This is a genomic window from Xanthomarina arctica (genome assembly GCF_014638915.1).
Taxonomy (GTDB): domain Bacteria; phylum Bacteroidota; class Bacteroidia; order Flavobacteriales; family Flavobacteriaceae; genus Xanthomarina; species Xanthomarina arctica.
The window spans coordinates 381,505-404,794 of record NZ_BMFQ01000002.1; the positions used below are offsets into that span (position 1 = coordinate 381,505).

Here is a 23,290-nt window from a genome sequence, read left to right on the forward strand (position 1 = left end):
AAAATTATATATGAAATCTGAAAGTTATAGTCATATTGGCAAGAAGAAAGTCAATGAAGATTATGTTCAATCATCGGATAATATATTTATTGTTTGTGATGGGGTTGGAGGGGAAGTAAGTGGGGATGTTGCAAGTAGAGAAGTAGCAAATTCCATTTTTAAACAAACCCAAAACAATGAATTGAAACTTACTAAAGATGAAATTGAAGCTATTGTTTCTAATTCTCAAAAACATTTGAATATTTTAATTCAGGAAAATGAAGAATTGGAAGGTATGTCTACTACTTTGGCGGCTGTTTTTATTTCTGAAAAAGGTTTCTTTATCACCCATATTGGTGATAGTAGGGTTTATTTGATACGGCCATCAGATAACGTTTTTTGGCAAACTTGGGATCATTCACTAGTAGGGAATTTGGTTAAAAATGGTGAAATTTCAAGGGAAGCGGGACGAAATCACCCAATGAATAATCAAATATTTAAAGCTATAAAGGCAAACTTCAAAAATAAAATTTCCAATCCGGAAATACATTTTGTCACAGATATTAGAAAAGATGATATTCTTTTTATTTGTTCAGATGGAGTTTCAGAAGCTTTTTCAGATTTGGACCTTTTAGAGCTCCTTGCAAATAAAGATCGAAATCTAAAAGAGAAGTTAGAAATTATAAAAAAAGGTTGTATTGAGAAAAGTTTCGATAACAACACGGCTATTGTCTGTTCGGTAGAAAACAAAGATTTACCAAATTCAACCATTATTCCTTTAGAGTGGATTTCTATTGATTCTTTACAAGAAAATTTAGATCTAGACAATGTTATTTTGGATGATGTTACAACGGAAGAAGAGCTTCAGCCTAAGAAAAAAAAATGGTTCAATTTTTTTAAATAGATAAACAAAAAGTATAGCATTAAAAATTATAAACAAAATGACACAACAAGAATTTAGAAAACGCTACGAATTCGATATTAAAACAGATAATATAGGAGGTGGAAGCTTTGGTACAGTTTATAAAGCTTACGATACTGTTTTAGACAGAGAAGTTGCAATTAAAGTATCTGAAGTAAAAACAGTAGGCGATAAAGAGTTTTCTTTATTAGAAGAATATAAAGCGATAGAAAAATTATCAGAGCACAAAAATATAGCCAATTACGAAAAGGTCTATCGTTTTGAATCTTTCCCAGCTATTTACGATTATGGCATTATGCAATACTATGCTTCCGGGAATTTATCTCACTATTTAAAAAATAACGAAGTCAGTTTAGAAAAAAGAGAGAAAATAACTAGAGGAGTTTTAGAAGGTATCGCTTTTTTACACCAACACCAAGTGGTTCACAGAGACCTAAAACCAAGCAATGTTTTGGTTGTGGATAGAAGAGGAGAATTAATACCCAAAATAACAGATTTCGGTTTAAGTAAACAAGCAGAAGGCGATGGAAAAGCCTCACGTTTTACGAATAGTTTTGCCGGAGGAACCTTACAGTATAGTAGTCCTGAACAATTAAAAGGTTTGCCTTTAAAGCTCAATACAGACTTATGGAGTTTTGGTGCCATTGCTTATGAAATTTTAACAGGAAACACGCTGTTTGATGCAGATAACCAAGGTACGGCAACTGCAGAATGGCAAAATACAATTACTCAAAAAATACTACATCACGATGTAAGTGAGCAATTAAAAGCATTGCCAGAAAATTGGAAAAAAGTTGTTAAAGCCTGTTTAGAAAGAGACTTAAGAAAACGCGTACAAAGTTCAGAGGCTTTATTTGCCATTTTAAATAATGAGGGAACCTCAAATGGAGAAGAAAATAATATACCTCCCGTAATAAATAACGATGCAACAATCATTAGAGGTAGTGTTAATGAAAAGCAACCTATAAAACCACAACCTTTAGCACAAAAACCAATTGCACAAAAGATTGTTTCTAAAAAAACAACCCCAATGCCAAAAAAAGAAAAACCTAAATGGTTGATTCCTTCTATTGCGGCAGCAGTAATTACTCTAATAGGTACTGTTGGTTATTTTATGTTTGCTACAGATGATATAGAGCCTGTAAAAAACAAATTGGCTGTATTTAAAGAAGGAAATCTTTATGGTTACAAAGAAGGAGAGTTAATTGTAATTGCTCCCCAATATTTAATGGCAGAGGATTTTACAACAGAAATAGATAGCGTAAAAGTTGCAACAAAAGACAGTATTTTTTACATCAATAGAAAAGGAATTTGGCTTGCAACGATAACTGATAGCACAGCCGTTGAACAAGAAGTTGCAGACGAAGAAAAAAATACTGTATTAACAGCAGATGAAAGTGCGTGGAATGTTGCAAGAAAAGCAAATACTAAAGCTTCTTATGAAAAATATTTAAGAGATTTTAAAAGTGGAGACTACCGTAAAAGTGCTAATAATGCAATAAGTAGCTTGGAAAATAAGAGTGACATACAACCTGTATCCTCAAAAATTCTAAACCAAAAAGAATTAGAAAAATGGGCTGCTGTTTCGAGCAATATGGATAATGCATTAAAAGCAGCAAATAATGGCGATGCAAATGCTCAAATAAGAATGGCTGAAGTAAATCAACATGTCTATGGCAAACCTGAAGAAGCAGAAAAATGGTATTTAAAAGCGGCTATTAAAGGAAATGCAATTGCACAAGGTGAGTTAGGAGCAATGTATGATGAATATACTGGTCGTATTAGAGATGGTAAAAAATCGGAAAAATGGATTAGAAAATCAGCAAACCAAGGGTACGCTGAAGCTGAATATAATCTTGGGTATATTTATAGCTTAGGGTATTATGGTGTTGCTGAAAATAAAGCGGAAGCCATAAAGTGGTGGTTAAAAGCAGCAAACCAAGGACATATAACAGCTATGCATTATTTAGCTGAAGCATATAAAAGCCAAAAAAATTATGAAGACGCGTTAATTTGGTATAAAAAATTAGCCAATGCCGCCAAGCCCGGTGATTATTATTATACAACAGCAGAGGATGATATTGCTGAGTTTTATTACAAAGGTTATGGTGTTGCAAAGGATTATCAAGAATCTTTAAAATGGTATGAAAAAGTAGCAAACTTGAATACAGAAGGAAATTCAAATTATAAATATGGTATAGGTCAAATTTATTATCACGGTGGTTATGGTGTTTCAAGAGATTACAATGAAGCAATGAAATGGTTTAAATCAGCAGCTTGTGAAGATTGTAAAACTATTTATGTAGGTATGAATGGATCTAGGTTTTTGTTAGGTCAAATGTATGAAAATGGTGAAGGGGTTGATAAAAATATGCAAGAAGCCATTAGGTATTATGAATTAGCATCAAGTCGGGAAAGTTATTATTATGACCATTACAAGGATGCACAAAACGCATTAATACGACTAGGTGAATAATATAAAAAGTATATGAGTAAAACCAATAACCTACACTATTTAAATTTTCCAACTTTAGAAGAGGCAGAAAAAGTAGCTGAAAGCTTTAAAGTGTTGCAAACAGAAATTAAAGGCGAAGTTTCCTTTTTTTATTTGGACGAAGACTCTATTGACAATAGAGTCTTGTTGCGTAAATTAATGAATACAAATGAAAAAGAGCATTTTGTGTTAGTTTCAAAAAACAAAGAGGTTTCTTTTTTAGCTTGGAAGGCCAATGTGTTGGCTTTTTTACATTATAAAAATAAAGATATAAATATAGGTTTACTAGATTTTAAAAATCGCTTAAAAAAATACCCTCTCGGGAATACAGAAGTAGAAGAAAAACTAAAAATAAATTTTAAAGGAGGTTTTGATTTGGTGCTTATAAATGCCATTTGTTTTTGTGTGGGTAGTGGTAATTATACTTATATTTATTTAGAAGACGGCACTAGAAAATGTATTTCATATCCATTAAACGTATTAGAAAAAAGATTAATAGAAGTGGGTTTTTTAAAAAGAATAGGTAAATCTTTTATAGTGAATATGAACCGAGTTAAAAAAGTTCAAAGTCAGCATTTAGTTTTTAAAGGAACAAAAGAAATAGAATTAAAATTAGGAGAAATTTACATAAAAAGAGTAAAACAAAATTTACTTTGGTATTAGTATGGAAGCATTTACAATAGGAAGAAATTTAGACAATAGTTACGTTATTAATGATAATACAGTAAGTGGTTATCACGCTAAAATAATAATTGACGATACTGATTATACTACCTTTACTTTAAAAGACTTAAACTCTTCGAATGGAACAAAAGTGAACGGACAGAGTGTTTTATCAAAAAAAATCGATAAAAACAGTAACATAGAATTTGCAACAGCAACTGTAGATGTTAGACAATTATTTGAACAATTAGAGAACTATATTTTGAAAAACAGAGTAGATTTTTCAAAAGAATTTTTTCAACTAAAAGAAACAGAAAGAAAATATATAAAAGAAAAACAAACCATTAATAAATATTTCAAACTCAGGTCTGGTTTAATCCGCGGTGGTATTACCATTGGATTAATGATTCTGGTTTATAATAATGCGTATATAAAATCTATTGAAGGCATCCGGATCTATTTAATGCTAGGTATTGGAACAGTTGGAGGTATTATTTCTACGGCTTCAATTTCAGATAAAAATGTAAAAAATAAACTAGAAGATTTATATATTGAATATTCAGAAAAATTTAATTGTCCGAAATGCGATTTTGATATGACAAGTAAAACTTGGAAGTTTTGGAAGTCTAAAAAAAACTGTCCGAAATGTAAATGTAATTGGGTAAAAAACACTTCAAATAACTAATAATAGATGCATAAACAAAATGAAAAGTTTGATGACTTTATTATAGAAATTGATGTTTCTGAAGTACCCATTACCGAATTATTAACTAAGAATGATAGGCTTTCGTTAGATTTTGATGAACTTTTTCTTGATGATTTAGAAATGATTGATTTGGACGATGATGTTTTTGATGAAGCAGAATTGGAAGATGAATTTAATGATGAATTTGATGAAGATTACAACAGCTATTTTGAGGAGCAGGCTACACTAGATGATATTGATTTAGAATTTGATGAAACATTAGAATAAAATATGGCAGGTTATAAATGTAAAAAATGCAATACAAGAAACACCGTTCTAAAAGAATGGATAGAATTAGGTATCAATAGAATGGTTTCTTGTGAAAATTGTGGTCATAAAATGAATTTAAATCTGCAACCCAAGCAAGTACAACAAACACCAGGTACTCAGGTTGTAGAAAACTCTCAAGCTCATAATCATGTTCTGGAATCTAATGGAGGTACTAATGTTGTCGGTTTAAATAGAGGGAAAGCTAATAAATATATTCTTCAAGTTGTAAAAAGCGAACATTATACCCAGAACTTACAGATAAAAGATTTTAAAAACACACTAAAAATTTTTATAGGAAGAAATCCAAATAATATTGAAAATTCTGAAGTAGATAAAGATGTTTTTTGGACAGTTAATGACCCATATATATCCAGAACGCACTGTTTAATAACTGTCCTGTTAAATAATGGCAAAGCTCAATTTATATTGGAAGATTTAAAGAGTGCCAACGGTACAGAAGTGAATGAAACTAAACTGGAAAACAACGATCAGATTTTATTAAATATTGGAGATGAAGTAGTGATAGGAGATACTGTTTTTACACTTCAAAAACAATAATTAAAGTTTTCATAAAATAAAACAGGTGTTTCATACATCTAAATCGCTTAAAACCAAAAAACTAATTAGTTTTATAAAGTAATAGAAATAGTTATGACGGAAAAGACAATTTTAAAAACCAATTCTGATAAAACCAATATCTTAAGGTTTAAAGGCATTACAAAAAAGCAAATTGCTTTATTGAAAGAAAACAAACTGCCATTTGCTACAATACTTGGTTTGTTAGGAGGTATGAGTACTCAATATGCATTTATGAGTGCAACAGGAACCATTGCAGAGCCGGAAGACGCTATAGATGAAACAATACCTAACGAAAATGAAGAAGAGGCTTTTGATTTTGACGTTCCTACACATATAGAATTTTCTGATGCCGTTACAGAAGAAATGACTTTTAATGAAGCCTTTAAAGCGGCCCGACAAGATACTGATGGATCAGGCTTTTTTAACTGGCATGGCAACACCTACCATACATTAAATAAGGAAGAATGGGAAGGGCTTTCAGATGAAGAACGACAAGAGTTTTTTGATAAGATTCAAGAACATTCAGATTTTAATAGCGGAGATTATAGTAGTGAAACTGATTTGGAAGATAACATTCCAGATGAAATAAGCTACGATGATATCATGTACGATGAACAAGAATATTATTCAGATTCTAATATTGAATCCGATGAGTTTGTAACCCTAGATGAAATTGGAGATACTGTCGATATTATTGACGGTTTAAACGATGGGAAGGCAAAAGGCGAAGCAGATGGCATAGATGGTGGTGTAGAATATATACCTGAAGATATAGATAATACTTCAGAATTTGATATAGAATATGACGATGATGAACTAGATTATGATACTTCAGATCCTGATATAGAATATGACGATGATAGTTTAAATGATTTGCTTTCTTAAAATTTAAAAATATGTACATAAAAAAAGTAATGATTATCTGTTTTTTAATAATGGGAGTTATGCAAAGTTGTAAAACTTACAATCATTATAAAACAAACCAAATCTTTGAGATAAATTTAGAAAATGAAGGTGCGGGTGGCTACAAATGGAGTTTTGTAAAAACACCAGACATAGAAGTTGTAGATTCTAGCCAAGTAGTTTTACAAGGAAATAGCAAGCTAGTAAGCTATGAAAAAAAATATAAATTAAAGGGACTTAAAAAAGGAGCTTATATCTTGACATTTCATCATTTAAGAAATTTTGAAAAGAATGACACAATTCCAGAAGAAAATATTAAAATAATTAACGTAAGAATAAAATAATTATGAGAATCAATAAATATCTAGTTTTTACTATTATAACGTTGTGTTCATTCTTTGCGAAAGCTCAAGAAAACAAGGGAAGAGGTATTCAATTGCCTACTGACAACGAATTTAAAGAGATTTTTAAAATACAAAGTAATTATGTTCAAGGTGGGCAAAAAATATACAATCTCACCTCTTCAGTATATGGAGATGCCAATGCACCTACTTTTGATTTAAGAGATATTAATGGCTTAACGTCTGTGAAAGACCAAGGGTCTTGTGGTTCTTGTTGGGCATTTTCTGCGGTTGCTACTATAGAATCTAGTAATTTATTGATCAATAAAAAATATTTAGACTTATCTGAACAATCTCTAGTTAATTGTGTTGCAGATAGTCAAGGTTGTGAAGGTGGTTGGTATGACCATGCATATAGTTGGTTGCTTTTAAATAATAAAGACGTTGCTTTAGAAGATGAAATCCCATATAAAAACAGTGACCTAAGTTGCAGTCTTTATGAAGGAAACTCGAATGTAAAAATTGCCAATTATAATTTTTTAATAGGAAACCCTTCAATAGAAGAAATTAAGAATGCTTTAGTAAGGCATGGGGCTTTGGCTGTAGCATTATATTCAAACAATACACAATTCTCAAATTATAAAGGAGGAGTTATAAAGGCCCTAAACTCTGCGCCAGATCACGCCGTAACAATAGTTGGTTGGGATGATACTCAAGAAGCCTGGTTGATAAAAAATTCTTGGGGAACAGCATGGGGTATAAATGGTTTTGGATGGGTTGGATATAATACAACGGGAATAACTGCTTTTTCTTGGGTAGATGTTACAAGAAATGATGTTATTGAAGAATCAGAATTAGAACCAAAATCAGATTTAGATCTAGTAGAAATAGACTTTGTACATGTTTTAGGTTCTTTACAAGTGCATCAAGAGCTTTATGTGAAGATTGATGATGATTTGGTGAAAATATTTGGAATGAACAAAAAAGAAATAAAATATCATAATAAAGTATATGTATCGAAAGGAAAACACGAGTTTGAAATTATTACAAAATCAATCATAAAGAAGGATAATAAAAAATCTATGATTTTTGGAATATCATTAGGTAAGATAAATGTCACAGAAGATGTTTCCTACAAACTGGTTTATAAAAGTAGGGTTAATGAATCTAATGTTTTTAAGTTGTCTTTGGAGGCCGACGATATTAAGATTGGTGAATAATTTAAAATAGTTTCATTATTTCAATTTAAAATATGGCCTAGGTTCAATATAAGAAATTACATTAAAATTAACTTATGAAATTTTCAATAACACGAACAGTTTCATCCGTAATTTCACATGCAAACCAAAGAATAATACACGACTATCTAAAAAAACCGTAAAGGAAACCTTAATAATAAAAATTGCCAAACTACGGAATTGTTGCGATAGTGTTTCACCCTCGGTAAATTTTGAAAAAATCGCTTCAGGAGAAAATATTTAAACTTAGAAAATAAACATTATTCAAGTAATCTGTGTAAGTGATATTACGAATATGAATATACTATTGAAGGTCTTGAAGATGATGATTATTTAGTGTATTTAGAAAACGAAGCGGTTAAACAAGATTAAACATATGTGTTTGTAATCATTTTGAGCAATTGTATTAATAACCAGACACCTAAAAATTATATTATGAGAATTTTAATACTACTGCCTATTTTAATAGTAACGCTAACAGCAAAGGCACAACAACTCGTTTTAAACGATGGGCTTATTGCGCAATATACTCAAGAGGCTATTTTGCCGCTTACAGATGAGATTTATGCGCTGGTGAAAGACAGCACAGCCTTTCTCTATAATGTAAATGGAGCAGTCCCTTACAAAGCATCAAAACTTAAGGATAGCTATATTTTAAATACGGTTGAAAACAAACTGTACAATATTAAATTGGTGCCAAATTTTGTAGATCAAATAGAAGACGATACACAGGAGTTAATCACTCTTGTAACCTATGTCTATGAAGTAAACTATGCCACTGTAGATAAGGCAAAAACAAATGATTTAGTAAAACAGTATGGCTACTTAATCCCAAAGAAAGCAGTCTCAGAAACGTTTAGATTTAATGAGACTTTAAATATTGAAGATAGCTATAGTATGAGTATTTATCAAGATAAGCACTTATCATTACCATCACATTATATAAGGATTGATAAAAATAACATATTAGCTTTACATGCTAACGGAGATCTGGTTCTTAATGAAGTGAAAGAACATAAAGTGACTAGGGAAAAAAAATGGTCAGATTTTAATGGTTCTATAAACATTGTTAGTAGCGTAAAGATTGGAGATGTTGCTCGGATAAATTTCCAACACTATCAAGAAAACAGCGATACTGTAGTTTCAATTTGGAGCACGATAAATCTAAAAACTCAAGCTTTTGTTCCTGTGGATTTAAAAGACTTCAATACCAATTTAGAGAATCTACAAGCCCAAGACGTGGCACTACTCAATAGCGTTCCATATTTTTATAAAGCAATAAACGCTAGTAATATGAGGTTGTTCGTATTGCCAGACAGAAACTTTGTGTGGTTAGATGACGAATCTTACTATTATGGCTCTGATGACTTATCAAAATATGTCACCATGAACATGGAAGGTAAGAGTTATGACCTTTCTGCACATGCCTATATCTTCAACTATCCGTCACGTATTATAAGAGCCATTGCGCCTCAAGAGATAGATAAAATTAGAATTTTAGAGGAAGTTTATGTTAAAAATAAACATAAAATAGAATCTGAGCGATGCAAAAACTAACACCATGAATATTAAAAACCTTAGGTGTTTGTTCAAGATATTTAATAGTTATAACAAAAATATGCAGGTAAAATAAAATGATGCTTTACATTAAATTCGAAATTCATGATCCTCCAAAGTTTGAAGATTTTCAAAAACTTTATGATCATATGGTTAAAGTAAGACAAGCTGGTTTTAAGTTTGATGATAAAGGCCCTGAATTTGATTGGGATACCATGTCTGAAGAAGAGATAGATGTTGCAATGGAGGAATTAAATGCTTTTTTAGACCAACAGGTTGAACCTGAAAAACATAGATGCAAAGAGTTAATGCCAAATTATGTAACCGTATTTCTAGAGAGTTATTTGCAAAGCGATAGTGAAAATTTAGAATCATTTGGTAGTTATGATGTCTTTTCCATATTTAATTATTTAGAATTTGGTTTTGAGGTAGATATGGAGAGTCTTAAAAAGATAAATGAGCATTTGGGAATTGTTGCCTTTTCTACTGGAAACTATCCTTTTGGTGGTATGGAGCGTTTTTTAATGACTTTGGCTGCATACAACTTAAAACCTGTAGCGTGTTTTGATGGCTTCCATGAATGTGAACTTATTTGGAGATCTAGGTTTGACTATGAGTCCGTTATTTTATTAAAAAAGCAAAATGGTTTACAAAAAATCAAAAAACTGATTCGCAGTAGTTTCTTTAAAAAATTTCTTTTTTCACTGCTTATAGTTATATCTAATACTGTGGTAGCACAAATTAGAAATCCTCAATTTAAAGCCAATACTATTAAAGATGTGTTAGTTTTAGAAAAGCCAGAGTTTTCTTCGCCAGAAAAAGATATCTTATTTTTCTTTTCAGAAACCTATTTATTTGATCTCCGTAATTATTCTATGGATGTAAAAGAATTGACTTTCGTACATACTGTTTACACCCCTGATGAAACAAGAATAAGCGTTGATACTTTAAGATTTAAATATGAAAACCATTTCATCAAAAACCCTTTAATAAGTAAAAAACCAATTTTAGATTATATAGGAATTGATAGTATTTCTAAAAAAGGCAAGACAGTTAAACTATTTCATTTTGATGAAGATCTAGATTATATCTATCAAGTATATGAACTAAAAAACGAACAAATAATTAGTCTGGCAGACAATACCAGTGTTAAATATTACAATACAAAATACACTTACAATAACAAGCGCCAATTACTAGAAGCCGAAACCATTGATGATTATGGTATTCGCGAATTAATAACGGCAACTTATAACGAAAATAATACTATTAGTTCCAAAAAAAGGTTTGAAACAAGTGATGGCGTAACTATTACTACAACCAACTACAGCTATAAAAATGACTTATTAACTAAAGTAGAAAGACGCAGTGTACTTTATTTTGTTCCTTTAGATCAAGTTAAAACACCGCTAGAAAAAATTGACTATTCTAAATACACAAACAGTGATACTTTTATAAATTTAAATACTGTAAATCTTACTTATAATGAAAAAAGCGAATTAATTAAAATAGTAGATACTAATAAAGGTTTTTCTGAAAATGAAGGAGTTGATTATGAAGATATGGAGCTATTTATATTGCAACAAAAACCAAAGAAGCTGATTATACATGCGGGTTTACCTAAAAAAAGAACTTATGAATATATTTTTGATGACTTAGGTCATCCGAAAGAAATAAACTCGTATGTTGTTGAAGCCCATAAAACTTGGCTCCATAAAAAAACAGCTTTTAAAATTTTATTTTCTGAGTAAGCATTAGTCCATAAAAACTATATAAATCAACTCATATTTAGAAGGAAGTGAAGATATCAAGGGAGCACATTTAAGCGAAGTCATACAATAGAGAAGTTTGGATAGAGAAGGTTGGTTGGGTTAATTGTTGTGAAATCAGGAATCTTATAAATTTTTCGCGTTTTTAAATGTTGCCTTTCGTTTTAAGAATTAAATAATAATAGTACTTATGTTCCTTATTTTTGAAGGAATTTTCAAACTTTTTAATACATTTAGAACTTATTAACCAAACCAACTAATTGTGAAAAAATTTAGTTTATTAATTTTAGGAATTCTTATAGGAGCTTTGGCTACTTATTTCTATTGTTCAAAATCCAATTTAGAACAACCTGAAGTAGCCGTTGTTGCACCAAAAGGACTGATTACTCCAGAAGAAGCCAAAACTTTAGATCAAGCGTTTAACAGCAGACATGCTTTAATTAGCGATTCTATTGTATTGCGTCCAGATAACCGATCTTCTTGGTGGTCTTTAAAAGACATGAGAGATTATTTAAACTATGCAGAAAATGAATCTAAAGAGTTAGGTTATACTATGGATGGTGTACGGGTGTATTTAGGGGCTTACCCAACAAATAAACAAGTTGGTTATACGACTATGTTTTTAGTGCCAACAGGCGTAGAAAATATCTCCCAAGGAAATAGCACATTATTTAATATGTTGTCACCTGGAGGAGGAGATGTTCCAGGAGGTAGTGGGTTAAATGATGGTGTAGGCGGAAACCCACCGTCATCTAATTATCCACATTAAATTTAATGGAAGAGTTTTTAAGAGAAAATTATTTTTTTATTCTTCACCTTATTGAAACCTTTGCTGCTGTTACAGGTTTATATTTCTATAAGAAATATAGAGCTACATCTGCTAAGTATTTTATTTGGTTTTTAGTCTATATTGCAATTTGTGAGTTCTTAGCCAGATATACCATGTTTTGCCATGAAGACAGTTTTTTGTATTTTTTAGAAGGAACTTTATTAGAACGAAATTTTTGGTGGTCAACATTATTCTGGAAAATTGGAGCGATTTTATTTTTTACTTTTTATTATTATAAAATATTAGAAACGGATATTTTTAAAAAAATAATAAAGGGTGTTGGCTATAGCTTTTTTAGCTTTTCAAGTATTTTTATTATTCTGAATTGGAAAGATTTGTTTATTCGTTTTTTTCCAATTTTAAGTGTTTTAGGAGCTCTTGTTGTATTTATTTGTGTAACCCTTTATTTAATTGAGGCATTAAAATCTGACAAATTAATTTTCATTTATAAATCATTAAGTTTTTATATAACTTTGGCTATATTTATTTGGTGGTTAATAATTACACCACTCATTTTTTATGACATATATAATTCAACTTCTGATTGGAATTTTGTGTTTTTAAAATGGCAGATTTATTTAATTGCAAATATATTTATGTATGGGATGTTTGCTATTGGTTTAATTGTAGCAAGTCCTGAAAATGAGAAAATTTGAAATAAAATTTTTAAACTATGCTAAAAACGAATCTAAAGATTTAGGTTATACTATGGATAGTGTACGCGTGTATTTAGGGGCTTATCCAACAGAAAAAGAAGTTGGTTACACGACTATGTTTTTGGTACCAACAGGAGTTGAGAACATTTCTCAAGGAAATAGTGCGTTTTTTAATATGAAGCCACCTGGAGGAGGAGATATTCCTGGAGGTGGTTTAAATGGTGGGCAAAATGGAATGCCACCACCATCTAATTATCCACAGTAAAGCTTTTTTGTTTGGAAGAATTTTTAAGAAATAATTATAGTATTTTAATAACTAGTATTGAGGTTTTTGCAGTTTTTGTGGGTATAATCTCATATAAAAAATACAAATATTCTAATGCTAAATATTTTATTTATACCCTAGTTTATCTCTTTATAATTGAATTACTTGGAGCATATACTATTTATGTAGAAAAATATGAATTTTTAAACAATATAGAAATAGCCTTAAAAGGCACCTTGTTTGAAAAGAATAGATGGTGGTTTACTATATTCTGGAAAATAGGAGGTGTATTAGTATTTGCCATATATTACCAGAGAGTATTAACAAATAAAATTTATTTAAAATTACTTAAAGGATCTACAATTCTATTCTTGTTGTTTTCAATTTATATTATCTCAACCAATTGGAAAGACTTTTTTGTTAAATCTTTTTTATCCCTGGATATTGCAGGAGCATTAATTATTATTCAATGTGCTTTTTATTATTTCTTGGAAATTCTTACTAATGAACGAGTGCTTAAATTTTACAAAGATTTAAACTTTTACATAAGTATTGCAATTTTAATTTTTTGGCTAATAATATCACCTTTAGCTTTTTATGAAGTGTATTATTCAACAGATGATTGGAATTATATTATTTTGAAATGGCAAATCTATTTATTTGCAAACTTGTTTTTGTATGGCGTGTTTGCTATTGGATTAATTGTATCAAATCCAGAAAACGAGAAAATTTAAAATAAAATTATGAAATTTTTAAACTATGCCGAAAACGAATCTAAAGAATTAGGTTATACTATGGATGGTGTACGTGTGTATTTAGGCGCTTTTCCAACAGATAAGGAAGTTGGTTATACGACTATGTTTTTAGTGCCAACAGGCATTGAGAACATTTCTCAAGGTAATAGTACTATATTTAATATGTTGCCTCTTGGAGGAGGAGATGTCCCTGGGGGGAGTGGATTAAATGAAGGTAGTATGGGTAATCCACCGTCATCTAATTATCCACATTAAATTTAATGGAAGAGTTTTTAAGAGAAAATTATTTTTTTATTCTTCACCTTATTGAAACCTTTGCTGCTGTTACAGGTTTATATTTCTATAAGAAATATAGAGCTACATCTGCTAAGTATTTTATTTGGTTTTTAGTCTATATTGCAATTTGTGAGTTCTTAGCCAGATATACCATGTTTTGTCATGAAGACAGTTTTTTGTATTTTTTAGAAGGAACTTTATTAGAACGAAATTTTTGGTGGTCAACATTGTTCTGGAAAATTGGAGCGATTTTATTTTTTACTTTTTATTATTATAAAATATTAGAAACGGATATTTTTAAAAAAATAATAAAGGGTGTTGGCTATAGCTTTTTTAGCTTTTCAAGTATTTTTATTATTCTGAATTGGAAAGATTTGTTTATTCGTTTTTTTCCAATTTTAAGTGTTTTAGGAGCTCTTGTTGTATTTATTTGTGTAACCATTTATTTAATTGAGGCATTAAAATCTGATAAATTAATTTTCATTTATAAATCATTAAGTTTTTATATTACTTTGGCTATATTTATTTGGTGGCTAATAATTACACCACTCGTTTTTTATGACATATATAGTTCAACAGCTGATTGGAATTTTGTGTTTTTAAAATGGCAGATTTATTTAATCGCAAATATATTTATGTATGGTACTTTTACAATTGGTTTAATTGTATCAAGTCCTGAAAACGAGAAAATTTGAAATAAAATAGAATTATGATATTTTTAAACTATGTAGAAAACGAATCTAAAGAGTTAGGTTATACTATGGATGGTGTACGCGTGTATTTAGGGGCATATCCAAAAATTAAACAAGTAGTTATACTCATATGTTTTTAGTGCCTAAAGGAATCAATAATAAATAATATAGTGAGAGAATTTTTATATGAATATTACACCATACTATCTAAAAGTGTCGAAATATTAGCATTTGTTATTGGTGTATTAGTCTATAAAAAATATAAAAATACCCAAGTCAAATATTTTATTTGGTTTTTAGGATGGGTTGTTTTTGTGGAAGCCGTAGGGAGTTATCCAAGACATTTAAAGGATTATGGCTTAGACTATTTAATAGAAGACACTTTAATAGAAAGAAATTATTGGTGGTATACACTATTTTGGACGTCTGCAGCAACCTTATTTTATTCATGGTTTTTTAGTTTAAGATATAAGTCTCAGGTTTTTAAAAAAATCGTTAGACTATGTCAATATGGTTACTTGTTGATTTTAATAGGAACTATTTTTTATGACCCCCAAGCATTTTTTTCTTATAAATCAGAATACCTTAGCATCTTCAGTGTTCTGGTAATATTATTGAGTTTGTTTTTTTATTTTATTGAACTGATTAATGCTGAGAAGCTTACTAACATTTCAAGATCTATTTATTTTTATATTGCTATTACCTTATTTGTTTGGTGGCTTGTAACAACACCTTTAGGGTTTTTTGAGAAATATTTTACAGAAGCCGATTGGGATTATATCATGATAAAATGGTACATGATGTTAATATCCAATGTTTTAATGTACGTTACATTCGCTTTTGCCTTAATCTGGTGCAAACCAGAAAAAGATGTATAAATAGTGCGCTTTAAACCCTATAATAATTTTTAATTATTATATTTATTTCAGATTTAAATTAGAGTTATAATCAATGAAAGACTTCTTACTTCAAAATTATATGTTTATTAATAAAGCTATTATTTTTATAGCGGCATTTGTAGGATTGATTATGCTCAAGAAGTATAATCAAACAGTAGTAAAATACTTTATTTACTTTTTGGTATATCTATTTATTGCAGATATTTTGGGGTCATATGGTAAAATATTAACCCAATTAGGTTATTATCCTTTAATAGAAAATACAGTGTTTAAATATAACTTTTGGTGGGTTACCATAACTTGGTATATAGGGTCTGCTGTCTTTTTTGCCTGGTATTATAGAAAGTTGATTAAAAATGAGTTTTTAAGAAACATACTTCGATATGCTCTTGTACTGTTTCTTATTGTTTCCATAGGAAGTATCATATTAAATTTCGAACGTCTTTTTACTGGCACTTACAAAATTATAAGAATTGGCAACATGTCCATACTTATGTTAAGTGCTCTTTTTTATTTGTATGAAATGCTTCATTCAGAAAAAGTATTAGAATTTTATAAAGACATTCATTTTTATATTAGTGTCATTCTTCTAATTTATTTATTAATTACGATTCCTTTGGTACATTTTGTTTGTGGCCAGGCAAATACAGATCCAAACCAGGCTGTTTTAAAATGGCTCATTATGCTGTATGCCAATGTTTTTATGTACCTTTCTTTTGCAGTTGCCCTAATTGTTTCAAAACCTAAAAATGATTTACCTATTTAATACGTTTTTATTACAACAACCTACAGTTTCTACTTCTGCAGAGCGTTATCTTTTAATATATATGATAGGCGTATTGCTTATTGTAACATCTCTGGTTGTTATCTTCTTTATTGTTTTTCAAAAGCGAAAAAACAAGCTCTTATTGGATAAAATTAAACAACAACAAGCTTTCGACGAGGAGATTTCGAAAACACAAACCGAAATTCAAGAAGAAACTCTAAAACATGTTGGAAGAGAATTACATGACAATGTAGGACAGCTTTTAGCTTTTGCTAGTATGCAGATTAACATGCTTGCGGGTCATGTTAAAGACGATTTAAAAGAAAAGGTTTTAGACACTTCAAATGTTATTAAAGCTAGTCTTCAAGAGGTTAGAGCGCTCTCAAAATCTTTGAATACGGATGTTATTTTAAATGCTGGGTTTGAAGAATCTATTCAAAATGAATTAAACCGTTTAAAACGCATGAAGTTAATGGAGGTTGAACTTATTTGTTTGGGCAAAAAAGATGTTCGTAAAAATAATAAAGATGCTATTATCCTATTTCGAATTATCCAGGAATTCATGTCTAATACGGTTAAATATTCTAAAGCAAAACACTTGAGCATATCTTTAAATTATACGGAAGAAAAATTAATTATTATAGCCAAAGATGACGGGGTAGGTTTTGATATGGAAACCGTAAAAAGTGGCGCTGGATTAATTAATATGAAGGCTAGGACTGAACTTATAGAATCCACTTTTAGCTTAACCTCTAAGCCAAATGAAGGAGTGGAACTTCAAATAGAATATCCAGTTTTGAAGAGAGCTATAAACGATTGATGATTTACGATTTTTGATTTTGGATCAATGATTGAAGATTTTCGAACACTAATTACACACAAGCATCCCAAACAGGGTCTTTAGGGAGAGGAGCTGTTACATTAATAGCTTCGTTTGAAACAGGGTGTATAAACTGTAAATTTCTGGCGTGTAAACTAATGCTTGCATCTTTGTTGCTACGGTCGAATCCATATTTTAGATCGCCTTTAATAGGACAACCAATACTGGCCAATTGCACACGAATTTGATGATGTCTTCCAGTTTCCAAAGTAACTTCTAAAAGGAAATACGTATCTAATTTTTTAACTACTTGATAATGAAGAATGGCTTTTTTACCATCAGGAATTTCATTTGGATAAGCAGTAGATTTATTGTTTTTAGGATTTTTTATCAACCAATGAATTAATGTATCCTGAAGTTTTGTAGGTTCCTTTTTTACTAAAGCCCAATACGTTTTTTCCGTCTTTTTATCCGCAAATAATTTATTGAGTCTTGGTAAAGATTTACTTGTCTTAGCAAACATAACGACACCTGTTGTTGGTCTGTCTAATCGATGAACCACCCCAAGATATACATTTCCAGGTTTGCTGTATTTGTCTTTAATATACTCTTTAACAACCTCGCTTAAGGGTTTGTCTCCCGTTTTATCTCCTTGAACAATATCTCCAGCCCGTTTATTAACGATGATGATGTGATTGTCTTCGTAGAGAACTTGAAGGTTGGATTTATTGGATAATGTTTTGGATTTTTGGATCACTAGATACTTCGATTTTTGGATTTATTTGAGAGTTGATTTAAATTTGGAAATCATTTTAATTATAGATTCTAAATTTTTCAAAAGAGAGATTACTTCTTGTTGGTTTATGAATTTTAAATCTGAAGCGATTAATAGTTGTGTTTCAATTTCATAAGCAGAACCAATTGCTATTTGTAAAAATCTTGTAAAGTCTTTATTTGAATTTCTGGAAGAACCTTCCGCAATATTTGAAGGAATGGAAACTGAAGCTCTTCGCAATTGATTTACTAATCCAAACTTTTCTGATTCTGGAAATTTAGACGTTATTGAATAAATTTCAGAACAGAACAATCTGCTTTTTTTCCAAATTTCCAAATCTTTAAATCTGTGCATCAAATTAGGTTTTAAGTAAGGAATCTAATTATCCAATGTTCGAAACTTCTAATAATCAAACTTAATACTGTTCCTCATCATTCGGAAAATCTTCAGACTTGACATCACCAACATATTGTGAGATGGCAGTTGTCATTTCTTCATATAAATTCATGTAACGTCTTAAAAAACGTGGGTGAAATTCGTGAGTCATACCAATCATATCGTGTAAAACTAAAACTTGCCCATCAACGCCATTACCTGCGCCAATTCCGATTACGGGAATAGAAACACTTTCTGCAACTTCTTTTGCCAAACTAGCTGGTATTTTTTCCAAAACAATAGCAAAACAACCTGCTTTTTCAAGCATTAGAGCATCTTGTTTTAATTGGATCGCTTCTTCGTCTTCCTTAGCACGAACGGTATAAGTACCAAATTTATAGATAGATTGTGGTGTTAAACCTAAATGTCCCATCACAGGAATTCCAGCATTTAAAATACGCTTGATAGATTCTTTTACTTCTTTTCCACCTTCAAGTTTTACGGCATGTCCACCGGATTCTTTCATAATTCTTATAGCAGAACGCAAGGCTTCTTTAGGATCACTTTGGTAACTTCCAAAAGGTAAATCAACAACCACCAAAGCACGTTCTACAGCTCTAACTACAGAAGACGCATGATATATCATTTGGTCTAAAGTAATTGGTAAGGTGGTTTCATGCCCAGCCATGACGTTACTGGCAGAATCACCAACTAAAATAACATCTATTCCAGAACCATCAACAATTTTAGCCATGGTAAAGTCATAAGCTGTAAGCATGGAGATTTTCTCTCCATTAGCTTTCATGTCAACTAAGGTTTTTACGGTAATTCTTTTGTACTCTTTTTTTGCAACAGACATATGTGTAGTTTGAAATTTTAATAGATGTAAAAGTACTAAATAATTGATAGCTTGGTAAGGCTGATAAAAAAATTTAGTTTGCTAATAGAGAATTATCTTTTTTGATTAAATATAATAATAATGAATAGCCCTTCTATTTTAAAAATATAAACTTAAAAGATGCTAGGAGCAAAGAGGGTTGAATTGATTAGCGCATGACAATCTTCAATATTATTTGTTTAAATAACAGTCTAATTTTAATGTGTCAATTATCTAATTATTAGGAAAATAGAGTCTAACAATCAGGAATATTTACTGCAACAGCTAAACCACCTTCACTAGTTTCCTTGTATTTGGAACTCATGTCTTTTGCTGTTTCCCACATGGTAGAAACTACTTTATCGAAAGGGACTTTTACATTTTCTGGATTGGTATCTAGGGCCATTTCAGCGGCGTGAATAGCCTTCATAGCTCCCATAGAATTACGTTCAATACAAGGAATCTGAACCAAGCCACCAATAGGATCGCAAGTAAGACCTAAATGATGTTCCATAGCTATTTCTGCAGCGATTAAAACTTGGTCTGGACTGCCTCCTAATAATTCACATAGAGCTCCAGCTGCCATAGCAGACGATACACCAATTTCTGCTTGACAGCCACCCATGGCTGCCGAAATTGTGGCACCTTTTTTAAACATGCTTCCTATTTCTCCAGCTACCAATAAAAATCTTTTAATATGGTCAAAGTTAGCCTCATGGTTTTCTATAACCAGATAATACATAAGCACGGCAGGAATTACACCAGCACTACCATTTGTAGGCGCCGTAACAATACGACCTAAAGACGCATTAACTTCATTAACGCTTAAAGCAAAACAACTTACCCATTTTAGGATTTGTCTAAATTTAACTTCTGTTAGTCTAATGGTTTCCAACCATTCTTGAGGATCGGAATATGGTACAACTCCTTTTAAATTTTGATGCATGTCGTAAGCACGACGTCTTACATTTAAACCACCAGGGAGATTCCCTTCGGTATGACAACCAATGTACATACATTCCAACATGGTCATCCAAATACGTTGTAGTTCAAAATCTATGGTTTTTTCGTCACGAAGCGATTTTTCATTTTCTAAAACAACACCAGAAATAGGCATATTTAATTGTGCACAATAGGCTAAAAGTTCCGTTCCTTTTACAATAGGATAAGGAAACGTGTTTAGAAAAATTTCTTTATTCTTTTTTGAATTCTTTCGTTCTTCTTTTACAACAAAACCACCACCAATAGAATAAAAAGTCGATTTTAATTTTTTGCCATTTATGGTAGCCGTAAAGGTTAAACCATTGGAATGATAAGGTAGAAATTTTCTGTTGAAGATGATATTAGTTTCTGGAAGGAAAGGCACCAATTTTTCATGGTTAAAATTTAAAACCTTATTTTCTTTAATAGAATTTATAATGCCTTCAATAGAGTTTATAGGAATAATTTCTGGATCGCCACCACTTAAACCTAACATAATAGCATAATCCGTAGCATGTCCTTTACCAGTTAGAGATAAAGAGCCATACAGATTCACAGTGATTTCTTCAACAGCATCAAATTTTTTGCTGTCTTTTAGCTCTTTAATCCAGCGTTCAGCTGCTCGCCAAGGTCCTAAAGTATGAGAACTTGATGGTCCAACACCAATTTTTAACATATCAAAAGTAGAAATGCATTCCATGTTTTATAGGTTTAATTTAACTTCAAAGATACATTTTAGTATTCATGAAATAGAAGAAAAAATGTGAGAAAAAGAATTAGCGTTTTTCGAAAGATTCTATATTATATGCTTCCATTACAGTTGTTAAATCTTCAAAATTTCTTTTCCCGATGTTATCGGCAGGAACAATAACAACTCTAAAAACTTGATTTTGCGTCCAAGAAGGATCTAACGTATTTAAATTAATAGTACCATCTAAGAAGAAACGAACATCTGTACGTGTGAAATCAAAATTATAAGTTAATGAACCTTCATCAAATTCAACAGTTTGTGGCATTAATCTCCAAACATCTTGGCCGTTATTTACTTCCCAAAGTATGTAAACAAGGGTCATGTCGTAAGGATAAATTTCAAAACCGTAGGCTTCAAAGTATTCATAATTATTGAGAGCATTAAAATCCACTTCTATTTCAAAAGCAGGAGCAATAATAATACCGCCATCATTTCCAGGAGGTCCCTGAGGTCCTTCACAAGAAGAAAAAACAACGCTTAATAAAGCTATAAATAAGATAGATAAATTTTTCATAATAGATTTTTGATTTTAAAAGTAGTAATAATTAAGAATTGAACGGGTGTTTTTCGTTCTATTAACATATCTGTATGACATCATGGCGGATTTTTGCCAAATAATAAGCATTAAAGGATTTAATTTAAAATGATCTTTAAGAAATTAAAAAGATTCACCAATTCTAAAATTCACACTCCAATCTTCTTTACCTACAGCGGCATCTAAGCCAATATTCATTTTAATGGCTTTAAATGCTCGGTAACGATAACCAACACCTACACCTGGATAAGCTTTCCAGTTGAAGTCTTCGGTTTCAGATCCATAAATAGTTGCGATTCCTGCAAAACCCACTAATCCCATTTTCTTACCAAAGTTATATCGATATTCACCTTGCAAGGCAATTAAACCATCGCCACGATATTTCCCTTCAGAATAACCTCGAATATCTTTTCCTCCAATAGTTACTTGTTGTTGAAAGGCAATATCACCTAATCCGAATTGTCCCGAAAAACGAGCCGCAATCACATCTTTTCCATTTTTCATAGGAAAATAGGTATTGTATTCTGATAATACTTTTTGCGCTTTTACTTCATTACCAAACCATGTAGGATATGAAATATATCTTAATAGCGACTTAATTCCCGAGGTTGGATAATAAACAGAGTTTCTAGAATCGTAGAGTCCGTTTAATTCAATAGCATTTGTTTGTGTCACATCTTCGGGTTGTATATCGTCTTGAAATTCTGTTTTATAATGAGCAAAGGTGTATGTAATACCACCATATAAATGTTTGACGATTTTTCTTTGCACCTCTACACTAAGAGCTGTTGCTTTCGTCCCATAATTGTAAAATCCAGACAGCTCCATATCGGTCATATAAAACTGTGAATTATAATCTCCAGAAAGGAAAAATAATTTTGCTCGCCATGAATCTTCTTTATAGTACCATTTATTAAATATCGAAATAAAATAAGACCCATTTGTTGTGTAAACTGCAGCCATTCCAGATAAAGATTTAGAGGAAATTGTATCTGTTTTATTTAATTTATAAGTAAACATAGGGATGGCTCCAATTAAGACCTCTAAATTTCTGTTATAACCTAAATAGGGCATTACTGTAAATTCAAGATTCTTAAGATTTAAAGTGTCTGCTGGCTTGATACTATCTGTTGCTTTCTGTTGAGAATAGCTATTAGAGAAACAGGTTACCGCAAGCAATATTAAAAGGAAATATTTTTTCATTTAATTGAATGATATTAATAAAGCGCAAAATACATTGATTTTTCGGTTAACATAAATTATGAATTCATTAATTTGAACATATGTAGTCTAGATAAAATGTGATTCTCTATTAATTGGATATCATGTTTTGTGAAATTTTATGACAGACATTAATCTTCTAGGGTCTGCCTATTTTCTCTTTTATGAAGAAAAGAAAGAATTATAATAGTACATCATAAATTTTAAAATCTTAAGATTCATAGTAATAGTAAGCTATTTAGAGGGTTACATTCAAACGAAAAGCAATCCTATGTGACATCATGTCACATTTTTTTACATGGCATAATCCTTGACTTATACATTCCGAATTTAAATAGAACACAACAACGTTTCCGT

At 30.7% G+C, this 23,290-nt stretch carries 27 protein-coding genes; 21 read left to right on the forward strand and 6 right to left on the reverse strand.

Features of this window, described 5'->3' with window-relative positions:
- Nucleotides 1-10 precede the first annotated feature (10 nt).
- From IEV77_RS07920 to IEV77_RS08015, 21 genes are all read left to right on the forward strand, one after another.
- On the forward strand, nt 11-883 hold the full coding sequence (locus IEV77_RS07920; protein WP_188463576.1) for a PP2C family protein-serine/threonine phosphatase: 873 nt from the start codon (nt 11-13) through the stop codon (nt 881-883).
- A 37-nt stretch (nt 884-920) separates the two neighbouring features.
- Nucleotides 921-3,377 (forward strand): serine/threonine-protein kinase, encoded by a 2,457-nt coding sequence (locus tag IEV77_RS07925; protein WP_188463578.1) that lies wholly within the window; start codon nt 921-923, stop codon nt 3,375-3,377.
- A 12-nt stretch (nt 3,378-3,389) separates the two neighbouring features.
- Nucleotides 3,390-4,058 carry a LytTR family transcriptional regulator DNA-binding domain-containing protein gene (locus IEV77_RS07930; protein ID WP_188463580.1) on the forward strand — a complete coding sequence of 223 codons (669 nt, stop codon included), beginning with the start codon at nt 3,390-3,392 and terminating at the stop codon, nt 4,056-4,058.
- 1 nt (nt 4,059) lies between these two features.
- Nucleotides 4,060-4,743, forward strand: coding sequence for an FHA domain-containing protein (locus IEV77_RS07935; RefSeq protein WP_188463582.1), 684 nt, complete (start codon nt 4,060-4,062; stop codon nt 4,741-4,743).
- A 6-nt stretch (nt 4,744-4,749) separates the two neighbouring features.
- Complete coding sequence (locus tag IEV77_RS07940) at nt 4,750-5,031, forward strand: hypothetical protein (RefSeq protein WP_188463584.1); 282 nt, start codon at nt 4,750-4,752, stop codon at nt 5,029-5,031.
- A gap of 3 nt (nt 5,032-5,034) precedes the next feature.
- On the forward strand, nt 5,035-5,631 hold the full coding sequence (locus tag IEV77_RS07945) for an FHA domain-containing protein (RefSeq protein WP_188463586.1): 597 nt from the start codon (nt 5,035-5,037) through the stop codon (nt 5,629-5,631).
- Nucleotides 5,632-5,724: 93 nt separating this feature from the next.
- On the forward strand, nt 5,725-6,537 hold the full coding sequence (locus tag IEV77_RS07950; RefSeq protein WP_188463588.1) for a hypothetical protein: 813 nt from the start codon (nt 5,725-5,727) through the stop codon (nt 6,535-6,537).
- Nucleotides 6,538-6,548: 11 nt separating this feature from the next.
- Nucleotides 6,549-6,899 (forward strand): protease inhibitor I42 family protein, encoded by a 351-nt coding sequence (locus IEV77_RS07955; RefSeq protein ID WP_188463590.1) that lies wholly within the window; start codon nt 6,549-6,551, stop codon nt 6,897-6,899.
- 2 nt (nt 6,900-6,901) lie between these two features.
- The gene (locus IEV77_RS07960) at nt 6,902-8,116 is read left to right on the forward strand and encodes a C1 family peptidase (protein ID WP_188463592.1); all 1,215 of its coding nucleotides are present in this window, start codon (nt 6,902-6,904) and stop codon (nt 8,114-8,116) included.
- Nucleotides 8,117-8,569: 453 nt separating this feature from the next.
- A complete protein-coding gene (locus IEV77_RS07965) occupies nt 8,570-9,691 on the forward strand; it encodes a hypothetical protein (RefSeq protein WP_188463594.1) in 1,122 nt (373 codons plus the stop codon).
- 77 nt (nt 9,692-9,768) lie between these two features.
- Nucleotides 9,769-11,442 carry a hypothetical protein gene (locus IEV77_RS07970; RefSeq protein ID WP_229736616.1) on the forward strand — a complete coding sequence of 558 codons (1,674 nt, stop codon included), beginning with the start codon at nt 9,769-9,771 and terminating at the stop codon, nt 11,440-11,442.
- A 280-nt stretch (nt 11,443-11,722) separates the two neighbouring features.
- Nucleotides 11,723-12,229, forward strand: a complete 507-nt coding sequence (locus tag IEV77_RS07975; protein ID WP_188463596.1) for a hypothetical protein — start codon at nt 11,723-11,725, stop codon at nt 12,227-12,229.
- Between the two features lie 5 nt (nt 12,230-12,234).
- Nucleotides 12,235-12,945, forward strand: a complete 711-nt coding sequence (locus tag IEV77_RS07980) for a hypothetical protein (protein WP_188463598.1) — start codon at nt 12,235-12,237, stop codon at nt 12,943-12,945.
- Nucleotides 12,932-13,210 (forward strand): hypothetical protein, encoded by a 279-nt coding sequence (locus tag IEV77_RS07985; protein ID WP_188463600.1) that lies wholly within the window; start codon nt 12,932-12,934, stop codon nt 13,208-13,210. Before IEV77_RS07980 ends, IEV77_RS07985 begins: the two co-directional genes overlap by 14 nt.
- Nucleotides 13,211-13,221: 11 nt before the next feature.
- Nucleotides 13,222-13,944: a hypothetical protein gene (locus IEV77_RS07990; protein ID WP_188463602.1), complete on the forward strand. Its 723-nt coding sequence runs from the start codon at nt 13,222-13,224 to the stop codon at nt 13,942-13,944.
- A gap of 9 nt (nt 13,945-13,953) precedes the next feature.
- The gene (locus IEV77_RS07995; protein ID WP_188463604.1) at nt 13,954-14,220 is read left to right on the forward strand and encodes a hypothetical protein; all 267 of its coding nucleotides are present in this window, start codon (nt 13,954-13,956) and stop codon (nt 14,218-14,220) included.
- A 5-nt stretch (nt 14,221-14,225) separates the two neighbouring features.
- Complete coding sequence (locus IEV77_RS08000; protein ID WP_188463606.1) at nt 14,226-14,936, forward strand: hypothetical protein; 711 nt, start codon at nt 14,226-14,228, stop codon at nt 14,934-14,936.
- 14 nt (nt 14,937-14,950) lie between these two features.
- Entirely contained in the window at nt 14,951-15,073 is a 123-nt protein-coding gene (locus IEV77_RS17540; RefSeq protein ID WP_262891655.1) for a hypothetical protein, read from the forward strand.
- Between the two features lie 30 nt (nt 15,074-15,103).
- Nucleotides 15,104-15,811 (forward strand): hypothetical protein, encoded by a 708-nt coding sequence (locus IEV77_RS08005; protein WP_188463608.1) that lies wholly within the window; start codon nt 15,104-15,106, stop codon nt 15,809-15,811.
- Nucleotides 15,812-15,884: 73 nt separating this feature from the next.
- Nucleotides 15,885-16,598 (forward strand): hypothetical protein, encoded by a 714-nt coding sequence (locus IEV77_RS08010; protein ID WP_188463610.1) that lies wholly within the window; start codon nt 15,885-15,887, stop codon nt 16,596-16,598.
- Nucleotides 16,582-17,418, forward strand: coding sequence for a sensor histidine kinase (locus IEV77_RS08015; RefSeq protein WP_188463612.1), 837 nt, complete (start codon nt 16,582-16,584; stop codon nt 17,416-17,418). Before IEV77_RS08010 ends, IEV77_RS08015 begins: the two co-directional genes overlap by 17 nt.
- A 52-nt stretch (nt 17,419-17,470) precedes the next feature.
- On the opposite strand, the gene IEV77_RS08020 is transcribed toward IEV77_RS08015, so the two are convergent.
- The 6 genes from IEV77_RS08020 to IEV77_RS08045 all read right to left on the reverse strand — a co-directional run bounded on the left by IEV77_RS08020 (nt 17,471) and on the right by IEV77_RS08045 (nt 22,915).
- Nucleotides 17,471-18,175, reverse strand: coding sequence for an RluA family pseudouridine synthase (locus IEV77_RS08020; protein WP_229736617.1), 705 nt, complete (start codon nt 18,173-18,175; stop codon nt 17,471-17,473).
- Between the two features lie 21 nt (nt 18,176-18,196).
- Nucleotides 18,197-18,547, reverse strand: coding sequence for a four helix bundle protein (locus IEV77_RS08025; protein WP_188463614.1), 351 nt, complete (start codon nt 18,545-18,547; stop codon nt 18,197-18,199).
- A gap of 61 nt (nt 18,548-18,608) precedes the next feature.
- Nucleotides 18,609-19,427 (reverse strand): 3-methyl-2-oxobutanoate hydroxymethyltransferase, encoded by an 819-nt coding sequence (panB, locus tag IEV77_RS08030; protein ID WP_188463616.1) that lies wholly within the window; start codon nt 19,425-19,427, stop codon nt 18,609-18,611.
- Between the two features lie 274 nt (nt 19,428-19,701).
- Entirely contained in the window at nt 19,702-21,126 is a 1,425-nt protein-coding gene (locus IEV77_RS08035) for an L-serine ammonia-lyase (RefSeq protein WP_188463619.1), read from the reverse strand.
- 76 nt (nt 21,127-21,202) lie between these two features.
- Entirely contained in the window at nt 21,203-21,691 is a 489-nt protein-coding gene (locus IEV77_RS08040) for a hypothetical protein (RefSeq protein ID WP_188463621.1), read from the reverse strand.
- Between the two features lie 144 nt (nt 21,692-21,835).
- The gene (locus IEV77_RS08045; protein WP_188463623.1) at nt 21,836-22,915 is read right to left on the reverse strand and encodes a BamA/TamA family outer membrane protein; all 1,080 of its coding nucleotides are present in this window, start codon (nt 22,913-22,915) and stop codon (nt 21,836-21,838) included.
- Nucleotides 22,916-23,290: the final 375 nt, after the last annotated feature.

Excerpts from the sequence above, each read along its gene's own strand:
- IEV77_RS07920 (WP_188463576.1), top strand. The coding sequence starts at position 11 with ATGAAATCTGAAAGTTATAGTCATATTGGCAAGAAGAAAGTCAATGAA.
- IEV77_RS08025 (WP_188463614.1), bottom strand. The coding sequence starts at position 18,547 with ATGCACAGATTTAAAGATTTGGAAATTTGGAAAAAAAGCAGATTGTTC.
- IEV77_RS07940 (WP_188463584.1), top strand. The coding sequence starts at position 4,750 with ATGCATAAACAAAATGAAAAGTTTGATGACTTTATTATAGAAATTGAT.
- IEV77_RS08045 (WP_188463623.1), bottom strand. The coding sequence starts at position 22,915 with ATGAAAAAATATTTCCTTTTAATATTGCTTGCGGTAACCTGTTTCTCT.
- IEV77_RS07985 (WP_188463600.1), top strand. The coding sequence starts at position 12,932 with ATGAGAAAATTTGAAATAAAATTTTTAAACTATGCTAAAAACGAATCT.
- IEV77_RS08000 (WP_188463606.1), top strand. The coding sequence starts at position 14,226 with ATGGAAGAGTTTTTAAGAGAAAATTATTTTTTTATTCTTCACCTTATT.
- IEV77_RS07935 (WP_188463582.1), top strand. The coding sequence starts at position 4,060 with ATGGAAGCATTTACAATAGGAAGAAATTTAGACAATAGTTACGTTATT.
- IEV77_RS17540 (WP_262891655.1), top strand. The coding sequence starts at position 14,951 with ATGATATTTTTAAACTATGTAGAAAACGAATCTAAAGAGTTAGGTTAT.
- IEV77_RS08015 (WP_188463612.1), top strand. The coding sequence starts at position 16,582 with ATGATTTACCTATTTAATACGTTTTTATTACAACAACCTACAGTTTCT.
- IEV77_RS08035 (WP_188463619.1), bottom strand. The coding sequence starts at position 21,126 with ATGGAATGCATTTCTACTTTTGATATGTTAAAAATTGGTGTTGGACCA.
- IEV77_RS07930 (WP_188463580.1), top strand. The coding sequence starts at position 3,390 with ATGAGTAAAACCAATAACCTACACTATTTAAATTTTCCAACTTTAGAA.
- IEV77_RS07970 (WP_229736616.1), top strand. The coding sequence starts at position 9,769 with ATGATGCTTTACATTAAATTCGAAATTCATGATCCTCCAAAGTTTGAA.
- IEV77_RS07995 (WP_188463604.1), top strand. The coding sequence starts at position 13,954 with ATGAAATTTTTAAACTATGCCGAAAACGAATCTAAAGAATTAGGTTAT.
- IEV77_RS07960 (WP_188463592.1), top strand. The coding sequence starts at position 6,902 with ATGAGAATCAATAAATATCTAGTTTTTACTATTATAACGTTGTGTTCA.
- IEV77_RS07945 (WP_188463586.1), top strand. The coding sequence starts at position 5,035 with ATGGCAGGTTATAAATGTAAAAAATGCAATACAAGAAACACCGTTCTA.
- IEV77_RS08010 (WP_188463610.1), top strand. The coding sequence starts at position 15,885 with ATGAAAGACTTCTTACTTCAAAATTATATGTTTATTAATAAAGCTATT.
- IEV77_RS07955 (WP_188463590.1), top strand. The coding sequence starts at position 6,549 with ATGTACATAAAAAAAGTAATGATTATCTGTTTTTTAATAATGGGAGTT.
- IEV77_RS07980 (WP_188463598.1), top strand. The coding sequence starts at position 12,235 with ATGGAAGAGTTTTTAAGAGAAAATTATTTTTTTATTCTTCACCTTATT.
- IEV77_RS07965 (WP_188463594.1), top strand. The coding sequence starts at position 8,570 with ATGAGAATTTTAATACTACTGCCTATTTTAATAGTAACGCTAACAGCA.
- IEV77_RS07950 (WP_188463588.1), top strand. The coding sequence starts at position 5,725 with ATGACGGAAAAGACAATTTTAAAAACCAATTCTGATAAAACCAATATC.
- IEV77_RS08040 (WP_188463621.1), bottom strand. The coding sequence starts at position 21,691 with ATGAAAAATTTATCTATCTTATTTATAGCTTTATTAAGCGTTGTTTTT.
- IEV77_RS07925 (WP_188463578.1), top strand. The coding sequence starts at position 921 with ATGACACAACAAGAATTTAGAAAACGCTACGAATTCGATATTAAAACA.
- panB (WP_188463616.1), bottom strand. The coding sequence starts at position 19,427 with ATGTCTGTTGCAAAAAAAGAGTACAAAAGAATTACCGTAAAAACCTTA.